Origin of the sequence: Paenibacillus sp. PL2-23, assembly GCF_040834005.1 — a bacterium.
In the GTDB taxonomy this organism is placed as follows: domain Bacteria; phylum Bacillota; class Bacilli; order Paenibacillales; family Paenibacillaceae; genus Pristimantibacillus.
Map to the genome: position 1 here is coordinate 3,351,255 of NZ_CP162129.1, position 15,320 is coordinate 3,366,574.

The window sequence follows — 15,320 nt, forward strand, 5'->3', positions numbered from 1 at the left end:
ACAGCGAATTGTCTCGCAGGAATGGGAAACGGGATAATTCCGATCTTGATCTGCATAGTCCGCTCCTCTGAATCGCATGGATCACTTATTTTCCACATTGTAGCGTTAGGAGAAGGCCATGGCAATGAATCCAACCCAGATTGGAAAACATTTGCCCCTGTTCATGCGTCTTAATATAAGAATACGCGTCGAACGATTGACGAGAAGCTCTGCCGCACTCGACAAAGTCGGACAAGAGTCGCCTTCATTTATGTAACTACTGGGGATTTATGCTATAATGATAATGCTATTTTGGAGGAGGAGTCATTAGGATGCAAGAAGAAAAGCAACCATCGTCAAACAAACCCTACGGCAAATGGCGATTATTTGGACTGGTCTCTTTTATAACGTTCAAATGGATCATTTATTTCGGCATATTTTTTGGCCTTCTGGCTGGAGGAGCGGTGACCGGCTATGTGGCGGCTCTGGTCAAGGATGAAGAGATTCGGCCGCAATCGCTCATTCAGAACAAGGTCGGCGAATATTCGATGACGGGCTACGTGTACTTCAACGACGATTCGCTGGTGGGACAGCTTCGCACCGACGAGGACCGGATCGTCATTACATATGATGAAATTCCGCAGCCCGTGATCGACGCATTGCTCGCGACAGAAGACAATAACTTCTTCGAGCACAATGGCGTTGACATCAACGGTCTTGGCCGGGCCGTGAAGCAGAAGCTATTCAACGAGGACACGCAGACAGGCGGCAGCACGCTGACCCAGCAGCTGGCGAGACGCGTATTCCTCAGTCTGGATCGGACCGACAGCCGCAAGATCAAAGAAATTTTCCTGTCGCTCAGAATGGAGCGTTATCTGACGAAGGAGGAGATTCTTGCCGCCTATCTGAACAAGATGCCGTTCGGCAACGGCTCTAACGGCTATCAGGTATTCGGCATCAAAGCCGCAGCCAAAGGCATCTTCGGAATTACGGACCTGAACAAGCTCAATGTCGCACAATCCGCGTATCTTGCCGGCCTGCCGCAGCTGCCGTCGCTGTACAACGCCTTTAACGGCACGGGCCAATTCAATGAGGCCGGCTTTGAGCGCGCCATCAAACGGCAGCAGCTCGTGCTGACACGCATGCTTGAGACAGGGAAAATTACGCAAGAGGAATACGATGCCGCACTCCAATTCGATATGCGGGCATCGCTTGCTCCTCCAAGCGAAAAAGCGTACACCACGTACCCTTATCTCATGCTGGAGGCGGAGCGCCAAGCAGCCGAGGTGCTGCTCATGCAAGAGGACCCTTCCCTGACGAAGGAGGATCTGCGCAAGAAAGAAAATGCAGCCTTGATCGAGGAGGCGCGAGAGCAGCTGCTTCGCGGCGGCTATCATGTCTACACGACAATCGACAAGCGTGTCTACGACATCATGCGCGAAATTGCAAGCAACGAAGAAAACTTCACGCCTTACAGCGAGGAGAAGGGCTTGGAGCAGATTGCCGGCGTAATGCTCGACCATAAGACGGGCGCGATAATCGGCATGCTGGAAGGCCGAGACTTCTACGAGGAGCAGATGAACTTCGCAACGCAGATGATTCGTCAGCCAGGCTCCACGATGAAGACGCTCGCCGCTTATTTGCCGGCTATCGAGAGCGGCATCGTGCAGCCCGGCAGCATAGTCGACGACGCGCCGCTTGTTATGCGGGACGGCCAGAAGGGCTATCATCTCCCGATGAACGTCACAAACAAGTTTTTGGGACTGGTCACTGCGCGGGAAGCGCTGAACAAGTCCTTGAACCTGCCGGCGCTCAAAATTTTCAACGAAGAGGTTACCATTGAGAAGTCGTGGGAGTTTGTCAGAAGCCTGGGCATTACAACGCTGCAGCCAGAGGATGCTTATTCTCAGACAGGCGTAATCGGCGGATTGAGCCTCGGTGTTTCCGTCGAAGAACTAACGAACGCTTACGGCTCCATTCCGAACCAAGGCGTACTGCTGGATGCTTATATGATCCAGAAAATTACGGACGCCAACGGCAAAATTATTTTCGAACACAAGGACCAGCCGAAACGCGTTTTCTCTGAGCAAAGCGCATTTCTTATGACGGATATGCTGAGAACGGTCATTTCGGACCCAACAGGCACCGGCTATTCCGTTTCCAAGCAATTTAACCAATACGGCAAAATCCCGGTCGCAGGCAAAACGGGCTCTACCCAGAGCTACGGAGACGTATGGTTTATGGGCTTTACGCCGGACGTTACGCTTGGCGTGTGGGCCGGCTACGAGGAGCAGATCAACTCGCTGTCCAACAATGGACGCACGAGAGCGCGCTCCATCTGGACGCTCATTATGAACAGACTGACGGAGGAGAAGCCGGAGCTGTTCGTGACAGAGGCATTCGCGAAGCCTGAGGGCATCGTGAAGATGACGGTTTCCAGCGCCAGCGGCTTGCTGCCCACTCAGCTTACAACAGCGGCCGGCATGCTGGTGACCGACTGGTTCAACAAGGAATTTGTGCCGAAGGAATCTGACGACGCTTTGGTCAATATGAAATACATTAAGTACGAGGGCATCAATTACGTGCCGAATGAAGCCACGCCAGAGGATATGCTGAAGGAGAAAATTGTAGTGAAGCGGAAGAAGCCGCTTGACGTGCTTATGGATGAGATCAAGGAAGCGCAATCCAAGCTGCCAGCGAAAAACCGACGGCCGCTTGAGGTATATGTTCCAGCAGACGCCGGCAACGATGCGCCTTCCAAGGTTGATCCTCGCGCAGACGATGGAGCGCTCCCGGCACCGCCGAACAATGTGCAATTGAAAGAAGGGGCGAACGGCTCGGTAACGATTACCTTCTCGGACAGCAAGTCGCCAGACATCGTCGGTTATCGTCTGTACCGCTCCGTTAACCAGGGGCCATTCGTCAAATTCGGCGATTCCATCCATTACGGGGAGAGCTATACGTTCAGCTTCCAGGCCTCGACGAATGAAGCTTCGTCTTATTATGTCGCCGCTGTAGACGTCGTGGGCAAGGAATCGCCGCAAGGCGAGGTGTTGATGCTGGGCAATCCGCCATTCCTGCCGGAGATGCCGATACCGGGCATGCCGGACGGCAATGATGGAACGGAGAATGGCGGCGAGGATGGCGAGCCTGGCGAAGACGGCAGCGCGCCAACGGCTCCTCCGGCAGCGCCGACAGGCCTGCAAGCGCAGCGTGCCGCGCTCAGCATCATTCTGAGCTGGGCGGGGAATCCCGTATCGGATCAAGTGACCGCCTACCATATTTATTACAGCGCCAACAATGATGGCAGCTATGTGAAGCTGGCGACCACGTCGCAGACTAGCTTTGAGCATATGGCCCCGATGTCCAAGGGCAGCTATCAAATCACTGCCGAGAATAGCGTTGGAGTATCTCTCCCCTCCTCCGCCATCTCAGCAAGCGAATGAGAAGGCAAATCAAGAAGGCCGCCGGGCTCCAACAGGAGCCCGGCGGCCTTCTTCTTGTTCATTAATCCTCAATCGTAGAGAGATCGCCTGTCGGCAGGTTAAGCTCCCAAGCCTTCAGCACCCTTCTCATAATCTTGCCGCTGCGTGTCTTCGGCAGCTTATCCTTGAATTCAATTTCGCGAGGGGCCGCATGCGCGGACAAGCCTACCTTCACGAATTGCGAGATTTCCTTCTTCAGCTCCTCCGATGGCTCGAAGCCTTCGCGAAGCGCGATAAACGCTTTAATAATTTCGCCGCGCATAGGATCCGGCTTGCCAATGACACCCGCCTCAGCTACAGCAGGATGCTCCACCAGCTTGCTCTCCACCTCGAACGGACCTACTCGCTCGCCGGCTGTATTAATGACGTCGTCAATCCGGCCCTGGAACCAGAAGTAGCCGTCCTCGTCCATGTAGGCCGAGTCACCGGACACATACCAGCCCTCCAGGCGGAAGTATTCCTCGTATTTGGCTTGGTTGTTCCAAATCTTGCGCATCATGGACGGCCATGGCGTGCGCACCGCCAGATTGCCCATGCGGTATGGAGGCACAACATTGCCGCTATCGTCAATAATGGCTGCTTGAACGCCAGGAATCGGCTTGCCCATGGAGCCCGGTTTAATATCCATGCTTGGGTAGTTGCAGATCAGCTGGCCGCCTGTTTCGGTCATCCACCAGGTATCGTGAATGCGTTGATTGTATACCTTCAAGCCCCATCTCACGACCTCGGGATTCAGCGGCTCTCCAACGCTCAGCACATGGCGGAGGCTCGACAGATCATATTGCTTGGTCAGGTCGTCTCCCGCACCCATCAGCATGCGGAATGCAGTAGGAGCGCTGTACCATACGGTTACGCCGTATTTCTGAATGACGGAATACCAGTCGCCGGGACTGAAGCGGCCTCCGCGCACCACAATCGTAGCGCCGTTCAGCCATGGAGCAAATATGCCATAGGAGGTTCCTGTTACCCAGCCAGGATCAGCCGTACACCAATAAATATCGTCATCCTTCAGGTCGAGGACGATCTCCCCTGTATATTTGTGCTGGATCATAGCGTTCTGTACATGAAATACACCTTTTGGCTTTCCGGTAGATCCCGATGTATAATGGAGTATAAGTCCGTCCTCGCGGTTCAGCCATTCGATGTCTGCGGTTTCGGAGGCCTTGGCCATCTCCGCCTTGAAATCGATGATTCCCGCTTCGCTCGGCATTTCGTCGCCATATACGATAATATGCTTCAACGCAGGCAGCTCGTCACGTTTAATGCGGTGCAGCAGCGACGGCGTCGTTACTATTGCGACCGCTTCACTGTCCTGAAGCCTGTCCTTGACGGCCGTTTCCATAAAGGCCTCGAACAAGGGACCAACGACCGCTCCGATCTTCAAGGCGCCCAGTACGCTGAAGTACAGCTCTGGCGTGCGCGGCATAAAGATGAACACCCGCTCGCCCTTGCCGATGCCAAGCCCGCGCAGCACATTCGCGAAACGGTTCGATTGCTCGCTTAGCTGCTGGAATGTATACGATTCATCGCGCTCCGCGTCACTGTAGTACAGAGCAACCTTATCGCCTTTGCCAAGCTCCAGATGGCGTTCGATGGCTTCATAAGCCATATTCACCTTGCCGGACTCGCTCCAGCTGAACCCGTTCAGCACTTGCTCCCAGTCGAAGGAGGCTGCCGCCTCTTCGTAGCTCTTCAAATTCGGATTAGCTGCGATTGCCGGTACACGCTCTTGATGCAAGTTGATCATGCTATCACTCTCCCATCAAATCTCTAAATCATTAGATTACGTATGCGCTTACAATTGATCTCTAACATTATACCACAAATGATAAACGCTCGACTATGGTTTTCAATTTATTGATTTTTACTCATAAAATTTAGTGTGAAAACATCATAATTATGAAGATTTTGATCATTGAAAGATCATTGAAAGGAGATCTACGCCAATGGAGCACCGCAAACGTCCACAGAGGGACATCATTATCACTCGCGATAACCGCGAGCTTATCATGGAAGGCCCCGTCCCTCCCGATGCGTTAGCCCGTTGCACGATGCATCCCAAGCTGGACGCGTTCCGCAGACCGGCGGAGCAGCATGAGGCGTTAGTCGAAATTGCTGGCCTAACGGAGGGCCGTATTCTGATTGCCCGCGAAGGGAAACAGATTGTCGGCTATGTCACCTTTCATTATCCGGACGAGCTGGAACGCTGGTCTGAGGGCGGCATGCTGGACCTGATTGAGCTTGGCGCAATCGAGGTTGCCAACGACTACCGCTCGTACGGTATTGCCAAACGACTTATCGCATTGGCTTTCGCGGAGGAGCAGCTGGAGAACATGATCGTGTATACAACTGAATATTATTGGCACTGGGATCTGGAAGGAACGGGACTGAACGTGTGGGATTACCGCCAAATGATGGAGAAGCTGATGAAATCAGCAGGCATGATCTGGTATGCGACAGATGACCCGGAGATTAGCTCCCATCCCGCCAATTGCTTAATGGTTCGCATCGGCAAGGAAGTGCCTCTCGCTTCCATCGAACAATTCGACCGCGTCAGATTCCGGAATCGCTATATGTATTAACGCCATCTATCACTGGGAAAGGAATTGAGCATAGAATGGGATCAGAAGCCATATTCATTCATCATTCCGATTCATCCGGTTATAAATTTCATGATGAACACCCCTTTGATCCGATCCGGCAAACATTGACTATCGATTTGCTGATGGATGCAGGGGCATTGACCAAGGAGCAAATCATTTCACCGGATTATCGATTATCCGAACAGCAATTAGGCTGGATTCATCGTCACGATTATTTGCAGGCGGTGAAGCAGCTGGATGTCGAAGACGACCCCCGCAGCAAGGCGGTTATGGCGGAGCCATTTGGCCTGCAGACGGAGGACACGCCCTTCTTCCCCGGGCTGCACAAGGCCGCCTCTGCGATCGCCACCGGCTCGCTGGAGGCGGCTGAAGCTGTAATGAGTGGACAAGCCAAACACGCCTTCCATATGGCGGGCGGCCATCATCACGCGTTTCCTGACCGCGCGTCCGGCTTCTGCGTCTATAATGACGCAGCAATAGCCATTGCGCACATACGAAGGAATTATAACGCCAGAGTGCTGTACGTCGATACGGACGTTCACCATGGCGATGGCGTTCAATGGTCATTTTATGAGGACCCCGATGTCTGTACCTATTCCATTCACGAGACGGGCAAATTTCTGTTCCCTGGCACTGGCTTTGTCCACGAGAAAGGAGTCGATGCCGGCTTCGGCGCTTGCTATAATATGCCTCTGGAGCCGTATACCGAAGACGATTCCTGGCTGGAGAGCTTCAACATAACGCTGCGCAAGGTCATTGCGGCGTTCAAGCCCGATATTATCATCAGCCAGCATGGGTGCGACGCTCACGCCTTCGATCCTTTGTCCCATATTCATTGCAGCATGCGCATTTACGAGCAGATTCCCGCCATTGTGCATGAGCTGGCTCATGCCTACACGGAGGGCCGCTGGGTTGCGCTTGGAGGGGGAGGCTACGACATATGGAGGGTTGTCCCGCGCGCCTGGGCGCATGTCTGGCTGGAGATGACGGAGCATCCGCTCTCAGCCCAGATCAGACAGGGCTCTCAAGTCCCCCTGCCGCCATCCTGGCTGGAGCGCTGGAAGGACCGCAGCCCCGTTCCTCTGCCGGATTACTGGCAAGACAACATGGCTGATATACCCGCCATTCCGCGCCGCAGCATCATTACAGAGCAGAACCGCGCGGTGCAGTCCATAGTTATTCAGGACTTGTAGCCAGCCCTCTCCGTCCCATAATGGCTCCACCTAATAGAAGAAGCGCCGCAATGTGCGGCGCTTCTTCTATCTATAGCTGCTTCATCATTTCATCGATAATTCGATACGAATTGTCAGAGGCTTGCACCGTAAATTCCGCAAAGTTTACATGCGCGGAGCCGTCAGCCTTGTCCGACATGGAACGGATAACAACATAAGGAATGTTATTCATATCGCATACTTGAGCCACTGCCGCGCCTTCCATCTCTGCGCATACGCCTTGCAGGGTTTTGTGAAGCTCCTCCACCGTCCCTCTGTCAGCGATAAACTGATCACCCGAAAGCACCTTGCCCTTGAGGCAGTGTCCCGGGAACACGCGTTCCGCCGCTTCATAGGCCAGCCGCACAAGCTGCTCGTCCGCCACAAATTCCGAGCGCGGGTGAAACGGAATAACGCCTCTTGCGAAGCCCAGCGGAGTTACATCCATGTCATGCTGGATGCAGCTCGTAGAGACAACGATATCTCCGATGTTAAGCGATGGATCCAGCGCCCCCGCAACACCAGTGAACAATACGCAGCCTGCTCCCAGATCCAGCAGAAGCTGTGTGCATACTGCGGCATTCACCTTGCCTACGCCCGACTTGCAGTAGATGACTGCTTTCCCGTGAAAGCTGCCCTCATAATACGTGATGCCGGCTTTCGTACATTCGGAGCTTACCTCAACATGCTGGTGAAGCAGCTCGATCTCCTCCGCCATCGCGCCGATGATGCCTATCTTTGCTGTCATTATGCTTCAATGCCCCCAACTGAATGCCGAACAACAATTTCATGCGGCAGAACCACCTTTGAATGCTCGACATTTTCTTTCTTCATCAGCTTCGTCAGCAGACGCATGGACACGGCGCCAATATCGTACATCGGCTGCGCCACCGCCGTCAGCTGCGGTCTGACCATAGACGCCATACGGCTATTATCAACACTGATCACCGATATGTCTCCCGGCACGCTGAGGCCGGAGTCCTGAATGCAATGAATAGCGCCGATCGCCATTTCGTCAGTGGCGGAGAAGACAGCCGTCGGACGCTCATCCAGCTCAATAAAATATTTCATCGCGTCTACACCGGATTCATACCGGTAGTTGCCAATGCGAACTAATGTCTCATCGTATGTAAGGCCGGATTGCTCCAATGCGCGCTTATAACCCTGGAATCGGGCGTAGCCGTTGGACGGATCCTGCAGCGTGCCGCTAATCATGGCAATACGTTTATGCCCTTGCGACACCAGCTTCATAACCGCATCGAAGGCAGCCTCTTCATGGTTGATGTCCACAGAAGGAATCTGATTGTTCTCGTCGCTGGTCGCGCACAATACAATCGGCACATTAGCTGTGCGGAACGCGACTACATGATCGTCCGTAACCGCCCCGCCCATAAACAGCAAGCCGTCAACCTGCTTCTCCAGAAGGGTGTTGATGACCCGGATTTCCTTGTCTTTCTTCTTATCGGCGTTGCACAGGATAATATTATAATGATACATGTTCGCAATATCTTCGATACCGCGAGCTACCTCTGCAAATATCGCGTTGGATATATCGGGAATGACGACGCCAACCGTAGTAGTCTTCTTGCTGGCCAAGCCGCGCGCTACCGCGTTTGGACGATAGCCGAGACGCTCGATGGCCTCGTACACTTTCTTCCTTGTTGCTGGTTTCACGTTCGGGTTGTTATTGACGACCCGGGAAACCGTTGCCATGGACACACCTGCTTCTCTTGCTACATCATAAATGGTTACCGTCACGGATTCTCTCTCCATTTGTTCAAATTTGTCTTTCTCTCGTACGCCGTATATTAACGTAATAATACGACAAAATATTACTTTTCGCAATGTTCACGCCTATCGGTCGTAGGAAATACATGTGAGGAATCCTGCTGCAGGTAACGAATTTACGACGCGCCGCACCATAACGGAGCTGTGACAAAGACCTGATCGGCCCTGCGGCTTGCCTGTGGTATGGCGTTTACGGCGCTATGTAAGCATCGTGCGTCTGCTAATCTGGTTCAGACGTTTCTCAATATCTGCGATCCATGTCTCATCCTTCAACGACTGCGCGAGCAGATACAGATCCAGCAGCATGTTCACTCGCTGCTTGATCAGCGCTTCGACCTCATGAGGCTCCGGCTGCTGCTTAAAAGATTTGGCTTCTACTAACAAATCTGCCCATTCATTGCATTCATTAAACAAAAAGCTGCCCTTATGAGGATGAGCTCCAAGCTGGGCGATCAAACCAGTCAGGTCCGGCTTCACTTCAGGTATAACCTCGCTTCTGCTGCATGATGCGCAGGAAAAGATCGGCACATTGTCGATTTCCACTTTACCTGAATAGATGACCGTACGCAGCTTCATGGTCATAGTCTCGCCGCAGAGGCATGTTTTCCGCAAGATGACCCACTCCTTCTCATAACGGAAGATCCGTTATTGTTTCAACTTGCTTAAAATGATTCGACCATTTTTGTCAAAAATCCTGCTGCGGACGCTTTGTAATTTTTTCTACCATGCGTGGATTAGGATCGGACGAGCCTTCTCCACCTGTCCCGGACGAATGGCACCGATGCCACGAGTGTCCAGATGGCAGCCCCGATGATATCATTGCGAATATCCATGGGGTCCATCATACGGCCGCCCACATAGGATTGGTGAAGCTCATCCGTCACCCCGTACAAGCCGCAGAGGGCGATAATCACAAGCTTCATGGACCATCGCTCGGACCTTCTTCCGAACCCATAGTCGAATGCCGCTGCAAGAATGAAGTAAGACACGAAGTGTCCCCAGTTGAAGTCCTTCATTGCGGGAAAAAAAGTCTGAAAAAACGGCAGAATGGACCCTATTTCGTCGCCGGTGCGGGAGGATAACGCGAAGATGACGCCCATCCATAGCAAAGCCGGAATAAATCGCAGCCATTTGTTTATTTGATTCATGTATACTCCTTCGATACAATAGGAATGATTGATCCTTCATAAATTGACGGAGATGGAGTGATGCGATAATGAGCTTGAGCAACACAACGGTTATTTGTCTGCTGGACGACGAATTCGAGGATCTGGAATTATGGTATCCTGTATACCGCGCCCGCGAGGCTGGCGCGACGGTGCTGTTCGCAGGGCCCGAGAAAGGCAAGACGCATATTGGCAAATATGGCGTACCCGCCGTGGCGGACATATCCTTCGACGAGATGAACAGCCGGGACATTCAAGGCCTTCTTGTTCCTGGCGGCTGGGCCCCCGACAAGCTGAGACGCTACCCGAAGGTGCTCCAGCTGGTACAAGAGCTTAACGACTCGGACAAGCCGATCGGCCAAATCTGCCATGCGGGCTGGGTGCTAATATCAGCCAAAATATTGCATGGTCGCAAGGTCACATCGACGCCGGGCATACGGGATGATATGGAGAACGCAGGTGCGGAATGGTTCGACGAGCCGGTTGTGGTGGACGGCAATCTGATCTCCGCTCGCAGACCGCCTGATCTCCCGCCGTACGCCAAAGCATTTGTGGACGCATTAGAACAGCGAATGGGCTAGCCATTCGCTGTTCGTTCGTTTATAGTCGCTTTGAAATCATTCAAGCGCTGCACAATTTCGTTGCTGGTGCGGCACGCTTTGAGCTGCTCAAGCAGCGCTCTGCTCTCCTCCTGCCTGGTCATCAGAAGTCTCTGCTTCACATGCAGAATGGAGTGAGCCGACATGCTAAGGTCGTCAACGTCAAGACCGAGCCAAATCGGCAGCGCTCTGAGGTCGCCAGCCATCTCCCCGCACACGCTGACCGTAATGCCCTGTCTCTTCGCCGCTTCCGCTGTCTGCAGCAGCATCCGCAGCAATGCGGGATGGAATGGATCATAGAGATGGGAAATTTGCTCGTTCATCCGATCGACCGCAAGCGTGAACTGCACCAGATCATTGGTGCCGACGCTGAAGAAATCAACCTCCTGGGCCAGCAAATCCGCAATCATGACGGCTGCGGGCACCTCAATCATGATCCCCACCTTCATCGCCTTGTCATAAGCGATGCCGTCCTCATCCAGCTCCCGTCTTGCTTCATCCAGAATGGCGTTCGCCGCTCTCACTTCTTCGAGAGAAGAGATCAAGGGATACATCAACTTCACATCCCCGAAGGCGCTTGCGCGGAGAATAGCTCGAAGCTGCGTCTTGAACAGATCTCTGCGGTCCAATGAGATACGGATGGCTCTGTATCCCAGGAATGGATTATCTTCCTCTGGCAGCTCGAAGTAATCCAGCTGCTTGTCGCCGCCAATATCCAGCGTTCGGATGACCAGCGATTCCCCTCCCAGGCGCTCTGCCACGCTTCGGTACACCTCGAACTGCTCCTCCTCGCGAGGGAACCGGCTGCGGTCCATGTATAGAAACTCCGTCCGGAACAGCCCCACGCCGCTCGCTCCGCTCGACAGGGCAATTTCGAGCTCCTTCATGGAGCTGATATTCGCCTTCAGCCTCAGCGACTTGCCGTCCGGCGTGACGGAGGTGCGGTCCGCGATATGCTGAAGCTTCCTCTTCTCCTCAGTCTCGCTCTCTCGAAGCCGTTCATATTCGGCGATAATGGCGGGCTCCGGCTCGATATACACCTTGCCTTCTCCGCCGTCGACGACAATCATCTGGCCCGTATTAATCGGCTCGTTCAGATCCCCCTCCACTCCCACGACAAGGGGAATGCCCAAAGCGCGAGCCATGATGGAGGAATGGGAAGTCGTACTCCCGGCCATCGTCACAATGCCCAGCACATGATCGGGGTTAATATGGGCCAGCTGCGACGGAGACAGCTCCTTCGCAACGAGAATGAACGGCTGTGTATCCTTCGGCAGCGCAATCTCAGGCACACCCAGGAGATGCTTCAGCAGACGATTGCCTACATCCTTGATGTCGAGCGCCCGCTCCTTCATATATTCGTCGTCCAGCAGGTCGAACATCGTGACGAAGTGGTCAATCGCCTCCTTGACCGCCACTTCCGCCGCCTTGTACTGGCGCTGGATAATGCCCTGAATTTCGTTCATGAACACGGGGTCGTCCAATATCGCGATATGGGCGTCGAATATATGTGTTTCCTCTGAGCCGACAACCTCCCTCAGCTCGTCCTTGATCTGCTCGATTTCGTGCTTGGAGGTGCGAATCCCTTCATACACCCGCTCGAACTCTCTGGCGAAATCCGCAACGTCGATCTTCTGATCGGGTACCTCCCACTCCCAGTTCGGCAGCACAAAAGCTTTCCCGATCGCGATGCCCGACGAGGCGCCAATCCCTTGAATCATTGTGTTTCCCCTCCACCATTGCTCTCTTTAAGCACGACTGACATGACCGACGATTGGCCCTTCCTCACCGCTTTGAACGGCGCGTATCTCCAGGATTGGACGATATCGGAGTTCGTAATGACCATAGGTGTGGCCAAGGATTTGGCTTCCTTGCGAACCCGCTGCAGATTGAAGCGGATCAGCAGCTTGCCGGGAGTGACGTCGTCTCCCTCCTTGACGAAGGCTTCGAAATACGATTTGCCTCCCAGACGGGACGTGTCGATGCCAATATGCAGCAGCACCTCCAGCCCTTCCGCCGTCTTGATGCCGATGGCGTGCATCGTCGGATAAATATGCATAACCTTCCCCTTAACCGGCGATACAAGCTCTCCCTTCTCCGGGATAAACGCGACGCCCTGACCCACCAGCTTGCCGGCGAATATGGGATCAGGCACCTCTTCGAGAGGAATCATGCGGCCCTGCATCGGCGAATGGAACAGCACCTGGGCCTGGTCGCGCCGAATCGCCTTCAGCATCTCCTCGCGAATAAGCTCGGAATAGGTGCCGAACACGACCTGAACATGGCCGCCGCCCAGCCGGATAACCCCCGCCGCGCCCAGATTGCGAAGCGCGTTAATATCGATAATTTTTTCGTTCGATACCTTCAGTCGGAGACGGGTGATACAGGATTCCATCTGCACAATATTTTGTTTGCCGCCTATGGCTTGCAGAATGAGCGGCGCCCGATAAGGGATATCCCCGGCCCATTCGTCGAGCTGAGAGCCCTCCTCGCGTCCCGGAGTGGGAATGCGGAATCGGCGGATCGCCCACCTGAACAGCAAATAATAGATGATCCCAACCACAATGCCAATCGGAATCAGCAGCCAGCCTCGTGTAGCCAGATGGGCATTCAGAATAAAGTCAATGGCGCCTGCCGAGAAAGAGAAGCCGTGCAGGATGCCCAGCTCATATGTAATCCACATGATAAAGCCGGACAGGAGCGCGTGAACGACGTACAAATATGGCGCGACGAACAGAAACGCAAATTCGACAGGCTCCGTCACCCCTGTCAGGAACGACGCCAGCGCGGCGTACATAAACGTCTTGCGGATCTTAGGCTTCAAATCCTCCCGCGCCTCGTGAATAATCGCGAATGCAATGGCGGGCAGCGCGAACATCATGGTGGGATACAGCCCGGCCATAAAGCTGCCGGCGGTGGGGTCCCCCGCAAAGAAACGCGGCAAATCCCCGTATACGGTATTCCCGGCCTCCGTCTCGAAGCCTCCGATCTGAAACCAGAACACATGGCTGACCAGATGGTGAAGCCCGAACACAACGAGAATACGATGGATGAAGCCATACAGGAACACGCCGAAGCCGCCGCCGGTAGATACTGTGTCACCCAGTTGTACAAGCAAGCTTTGCAGAGCGGGAGCAACATTAACCATACCTATGGCGAATATAAGCGAAATACAACTGACGAACAACGGAACAAAACGCGGCCCGCCAAAAAACTGAATATATTCCGGAAGCCGCAAATCCTTGAACCGCTCATGGCTGAATCCCGAAAAAATACCGATAATGGCGCCGATCAGAACCGTCGGCTCGATATTGGGATCGGCGGAGCCCGTAATCCCCTTATAAATAATCATGCCGATCAATGCCGCCATTCCTGCGGCCAAGGCATTGCTCGTTAAGCCAAGCGCGATGCCAAGCGCGAATATATACGGCAAATAAGCGAATATGATGTCGCTTGCATTCCTCAGATGCTCTGGCATCCCCGGCAGGCCAATCAGCTCCCATGGCAGCTGACTGATGCTGAGGAACACGGCCGCTGCGGGCAGCACGATCATCGGCAGCATGAAAGCCCTGCCCAATTGCTGCAGGCTCCCTATGAAAGTCATCGGCTTGCCTCCTTCGTAAGCGCTATCTTCTGTTTGTTGATTGGATGGGAACAACCTTTATTACGATGTTAAGCGCTGGCTTGCTTTTTGTCAAAAGCCAAAAATAAAAGACGGGCCAGTGGCCCGCCCTGTTGATGATTCTTTCCCTTATGCAAGGGGTTATCGGGTGTAAGAAGCGTTCGAGCTGCTCGCTTGCCAACCTACCTTGGAAATAACGGGACCTGCTTGATCATAAGCATGCGTCGCGTTATATACAGGGTTCAGTCCTGTGCTGGAATGCGTCTGGGTCATGCCGTATTGGGCATTGGCATTTCCTTGGTGCTGGGCCATCGACTGATTAATCATCGACTGATTCGTCATCGATTGATTGTTCATGGCGTTGAACGCAGCCTGCACTGGCTGATAATAAGAGTGCTGGCCATATTGGCTATGAGATTGAGCCGTGTTTGTGTTCTGGCCCGCTTGATAGCCCGTATGCGCGATAACCGGACCTACGTTGCCGAAGGCTGTCGCAGGAGAGCTTGCATAGCTTTGTACCGGTTGATGCGAAATGAATGAATGGTTCGTAACGGCCGGTTGCGAATAGGATTGATAGGCGGGTGCAGCATGCTGGTAGCCCATTTGCGCTTGCGCGCCGTAGCCTGCTGCTTGGTTGCTGACGATCGATCCATTTGTTTGAGTCTGGTTGAACGTCGGCTGGCTCAGCTGGCCTTGATAATGGGATTGTACTGGCTGAAATTGCGATTGGTTCTGGTTCAGATAGCTCTGTTGCCCGCCTTGAAATGGTTGTACCGGCTGTCCCGAATATTGATTCACGTCGTGTCCTCCTTGGGTGTGTGCGTAAGTCTTCAAGCGCTGCTGGCCCAACCGACGCCCGCTTTCTTG

The 15,320-nt window shown here is 53.6% G+C and carries 12 protein-coding genes; 4 read left to right on the forward strand and 8 right to left on the reverse strand.

Annotation, left to right across the window (positions count from 1 at the left end; translation table 11 throughout):
• Positions 1–311: 311 nt before the first annotated feature.
• A complete protein-coding gene (locus AB1S56_RS14675; RefSeq protein WP_340871794.1) occupies positions 312–3,425 on the forward strand; it encodes a transglycosylase domain-containing protein in 3,114 nt (1,037 codons plus the stop codon).
• Positions 3,426–3,486: 61 nt separating this feature from the next.
• On the opposite strand, the gene acsA is transcribed toward AB1S56_RS14675, so the two are convergent.
• The gene (acsA, locus tag AB1S56_RS14680; protein ID WP_340871795.1) at positions 3,487–5,211 is read right to left on the reverse strand and encodes an acetate--CoA ligase; all 1,725 of its coding nucleotides are present in this window, start codon (positions 5,209–5,211) and stop codon (positions 3,487–3,489) included.
• A 199-nt stretch (positions 5,212–5,410) separates the two neighbouring features.
• Here acsA and AB1S56_RS14685 point away from each other — a divergent pair, with 199 nt between their 5' ends.
• A complete protein-coding gene (locus tag AB1S56_RS14685) occupies positions 5,411–6,046 on the forward strand; it encodes a GNAT family N-acetyltransferase (protein WP_340871796.1) in 636 nt (211 codons plus the stop codon).
• 35 nt (positions 6,047–6,081) lie between these two features.
• Positions 6,082–7,260, forward strand: a complete 1,179-nt coding sequence (locus tag AB1S56_RS14690) for an acetoin utilization protein AcuC (protein ID WP_340871797.1) — start codon at positions 6,082–6,084, stop codon at positions 7,258–7,260.
• A 70-nt stretch (positions 7,261–7,330) separates the two neighbouring features.
• Here AB1S56_RS14690 and AB1S56_RS14695 read toward each other — a convergent pair whose 3' ends face one another.
• The 4 genes from AB1S56_RS14695 to AB1S56_RS14710 form a co-directional block, all read right to left on the reverse strand.
• Complete coding sequence (locus AB1S56_RS14695) at positions 7,331–8,026, reverse strand: 5'-methylthioadenosine/adenosylhomocysteine nucleosidase (RefSeq protein ID WP_340871799.1); 696 nt, start codon at positions 8,024–8,026, stop codon at positions 7,331–7,333.
• Positions 8,026–9,036, reverse strand: a complete 1,011-nt coding sequence (gene ccpA, locus AB1S56_RS14700) for a catabolite control protein A (protein WP_340871800.1) — start codon at positions 9,034–9,036, stop codon at positions 8,026–8,028. The genes AB1S56_RS14695 and ccpA overlap by 1 nt, the downstream gene beginning before the upstream one ends.
• 228 nt (positions 9,037–9,264) lie before the next feature.
• A complete protein-coding gene (locus tag AB1S56_RS14705; RefSeq protein WP_340871802.1) occupies positions 9,265–9,678 on the reverse strand; it encodes a hypothetical protein in 414 nt (137 codons plus the stop codon).
• Positions 9,679–9,800: 122 nt separating this feature from the next.
• Positions 9,801–10,214 carry a VanZ family protein gene (locus tag AB1S56_RS14710; protein WP_340871804.1) on the reverse strand — a complete coding sequence of 138 codons (414 nt, stop codon included), beginning with the start codon at positions 10,212–10,214 and terminating at the stop codon, positions 9,801–9,803.
• A gap of 68 nt (positions 10,215–10,282) precedes the next feature.
• Between AB1S56_RS14710 and AB1S56_RS14715 the strand changes: the two genes are divergently transcribed.
• Positions 10,283–10,813 (forward strand): type 1 glutamine amidotransferase domain-containing protein, encoded by a 531-nt coding sequence (locus AB1S56_RS14715; protein ID WP_340871805.1) that lies wholly within the window; start codon positions 10,283–10,285, stop codon positions 10,811–10,813.
• Here AB1S56_RS14715 and ptsP read toward each other — a convergent pair.
• From ptsP to AB1S56_RS14730, 3 genes are all read right to left on the reverse strand, one after another.
• The gene (ptsP, locus tag AB1S56_RS14720) at positions 10,810–12,552 is read right to left on the reverse strand and encodes a phosphoenolpyruvate--protein phosphotransferase (RefSeq protein WP_340871806.1); all 1,743 of its coding nucleotides are present in this window, start codon (positions 12,550–12,552) and stop codon (positions 10,810–10,812) included. The genes AB1S56_RS14715 and ptsP overlap by 4 nt on opposite strands.
• A complete protein-coding gene (locus AB1S56_RS14725; protein WP_340871807.1) occupies positions 12,549–14,435 on the reverse strand; it encodes a glucose PTS transporter subunit IIA in 1,887 nt (628 codons plus the stop codon). Before AB1S56_RS14725 ends, ptsP begins: the two co-directional genes overlap by 4 nt.
• A 159-nt stretch (positions 14,436–14,594) precedes the next feature.
• Entirely contained in the window at positions 14,595–15,251 is a 657-nt protein-coding gene (locus AB1S56_RS14730; RefSeq protein WP_340871808.1) for a hypothetical protein, read from the reverse strand.
• Between the last annotated feature and the right edge of the window lie 69 nt (positions 15,252–15,320).

Coding starts and splice junctions, on each gene's coding strand:
- AB1S56_RS14675 (WP_340871794.1), top strand. CDS start 312: ATGCAAGAAGAAAAGCAACCATCGTCAAACAAACCCTACGGCAAATGG.
- acsA (WP_340871795.1), bottom strand. CDS start 5,211: ATGATCAACTTGCATCAAGAGCGTGTACCGGCAATCGCAGCTAATCCG.
- AB1S56_RS14685 (WP_340871796.1), top strand. CDS start 5,411: ATGGAGCACCGCAAACGTCCACAGAGGGACATCATTATCACTCGCGAT.
- AB1S56_RS14690 (WP_340871797.1), top strand. CDS start 6,082: ATGGGATCAGAAGCCATATTCATTCATCATTCCGATTCATCCGGTTAT.
- AB1S56_RS14695 (WP_340871799.1), bottom strand. CDS start 8,026: ATGACAGCAAAGATAGGCATCATCGGCGCGATGGCGGAGGAGATCGAG.
- AB1S56_RS14710 (WP_340871804.1), bottom strand. CDS start 10,214: ATGAATCAAATAAACAAATGGCTGCGATTTATTCCGGCTTTGCTATGG.
- AB1S56_RS14715 (WP_340871805.1), top strand. CDS start 10,283: ATGAGCTTGAGCAACACAACGGTTATTTGTCTGCTGGACGACGAATTC.
- ptsP (WP_340871806.1), bottom strand. CDS start 12,552: ATGATTCAAGGGATTGGCGCCTCGTCGGGCATCGCGATCGGGAAAGCT.
- AB1S56_RS14725 (WP_340871807.1), bottom strand. CDS start 14,435: ATGACTTTCATAGGGAGCCTGCAGCAATTGGGCAGGGCTTTCATGCTG.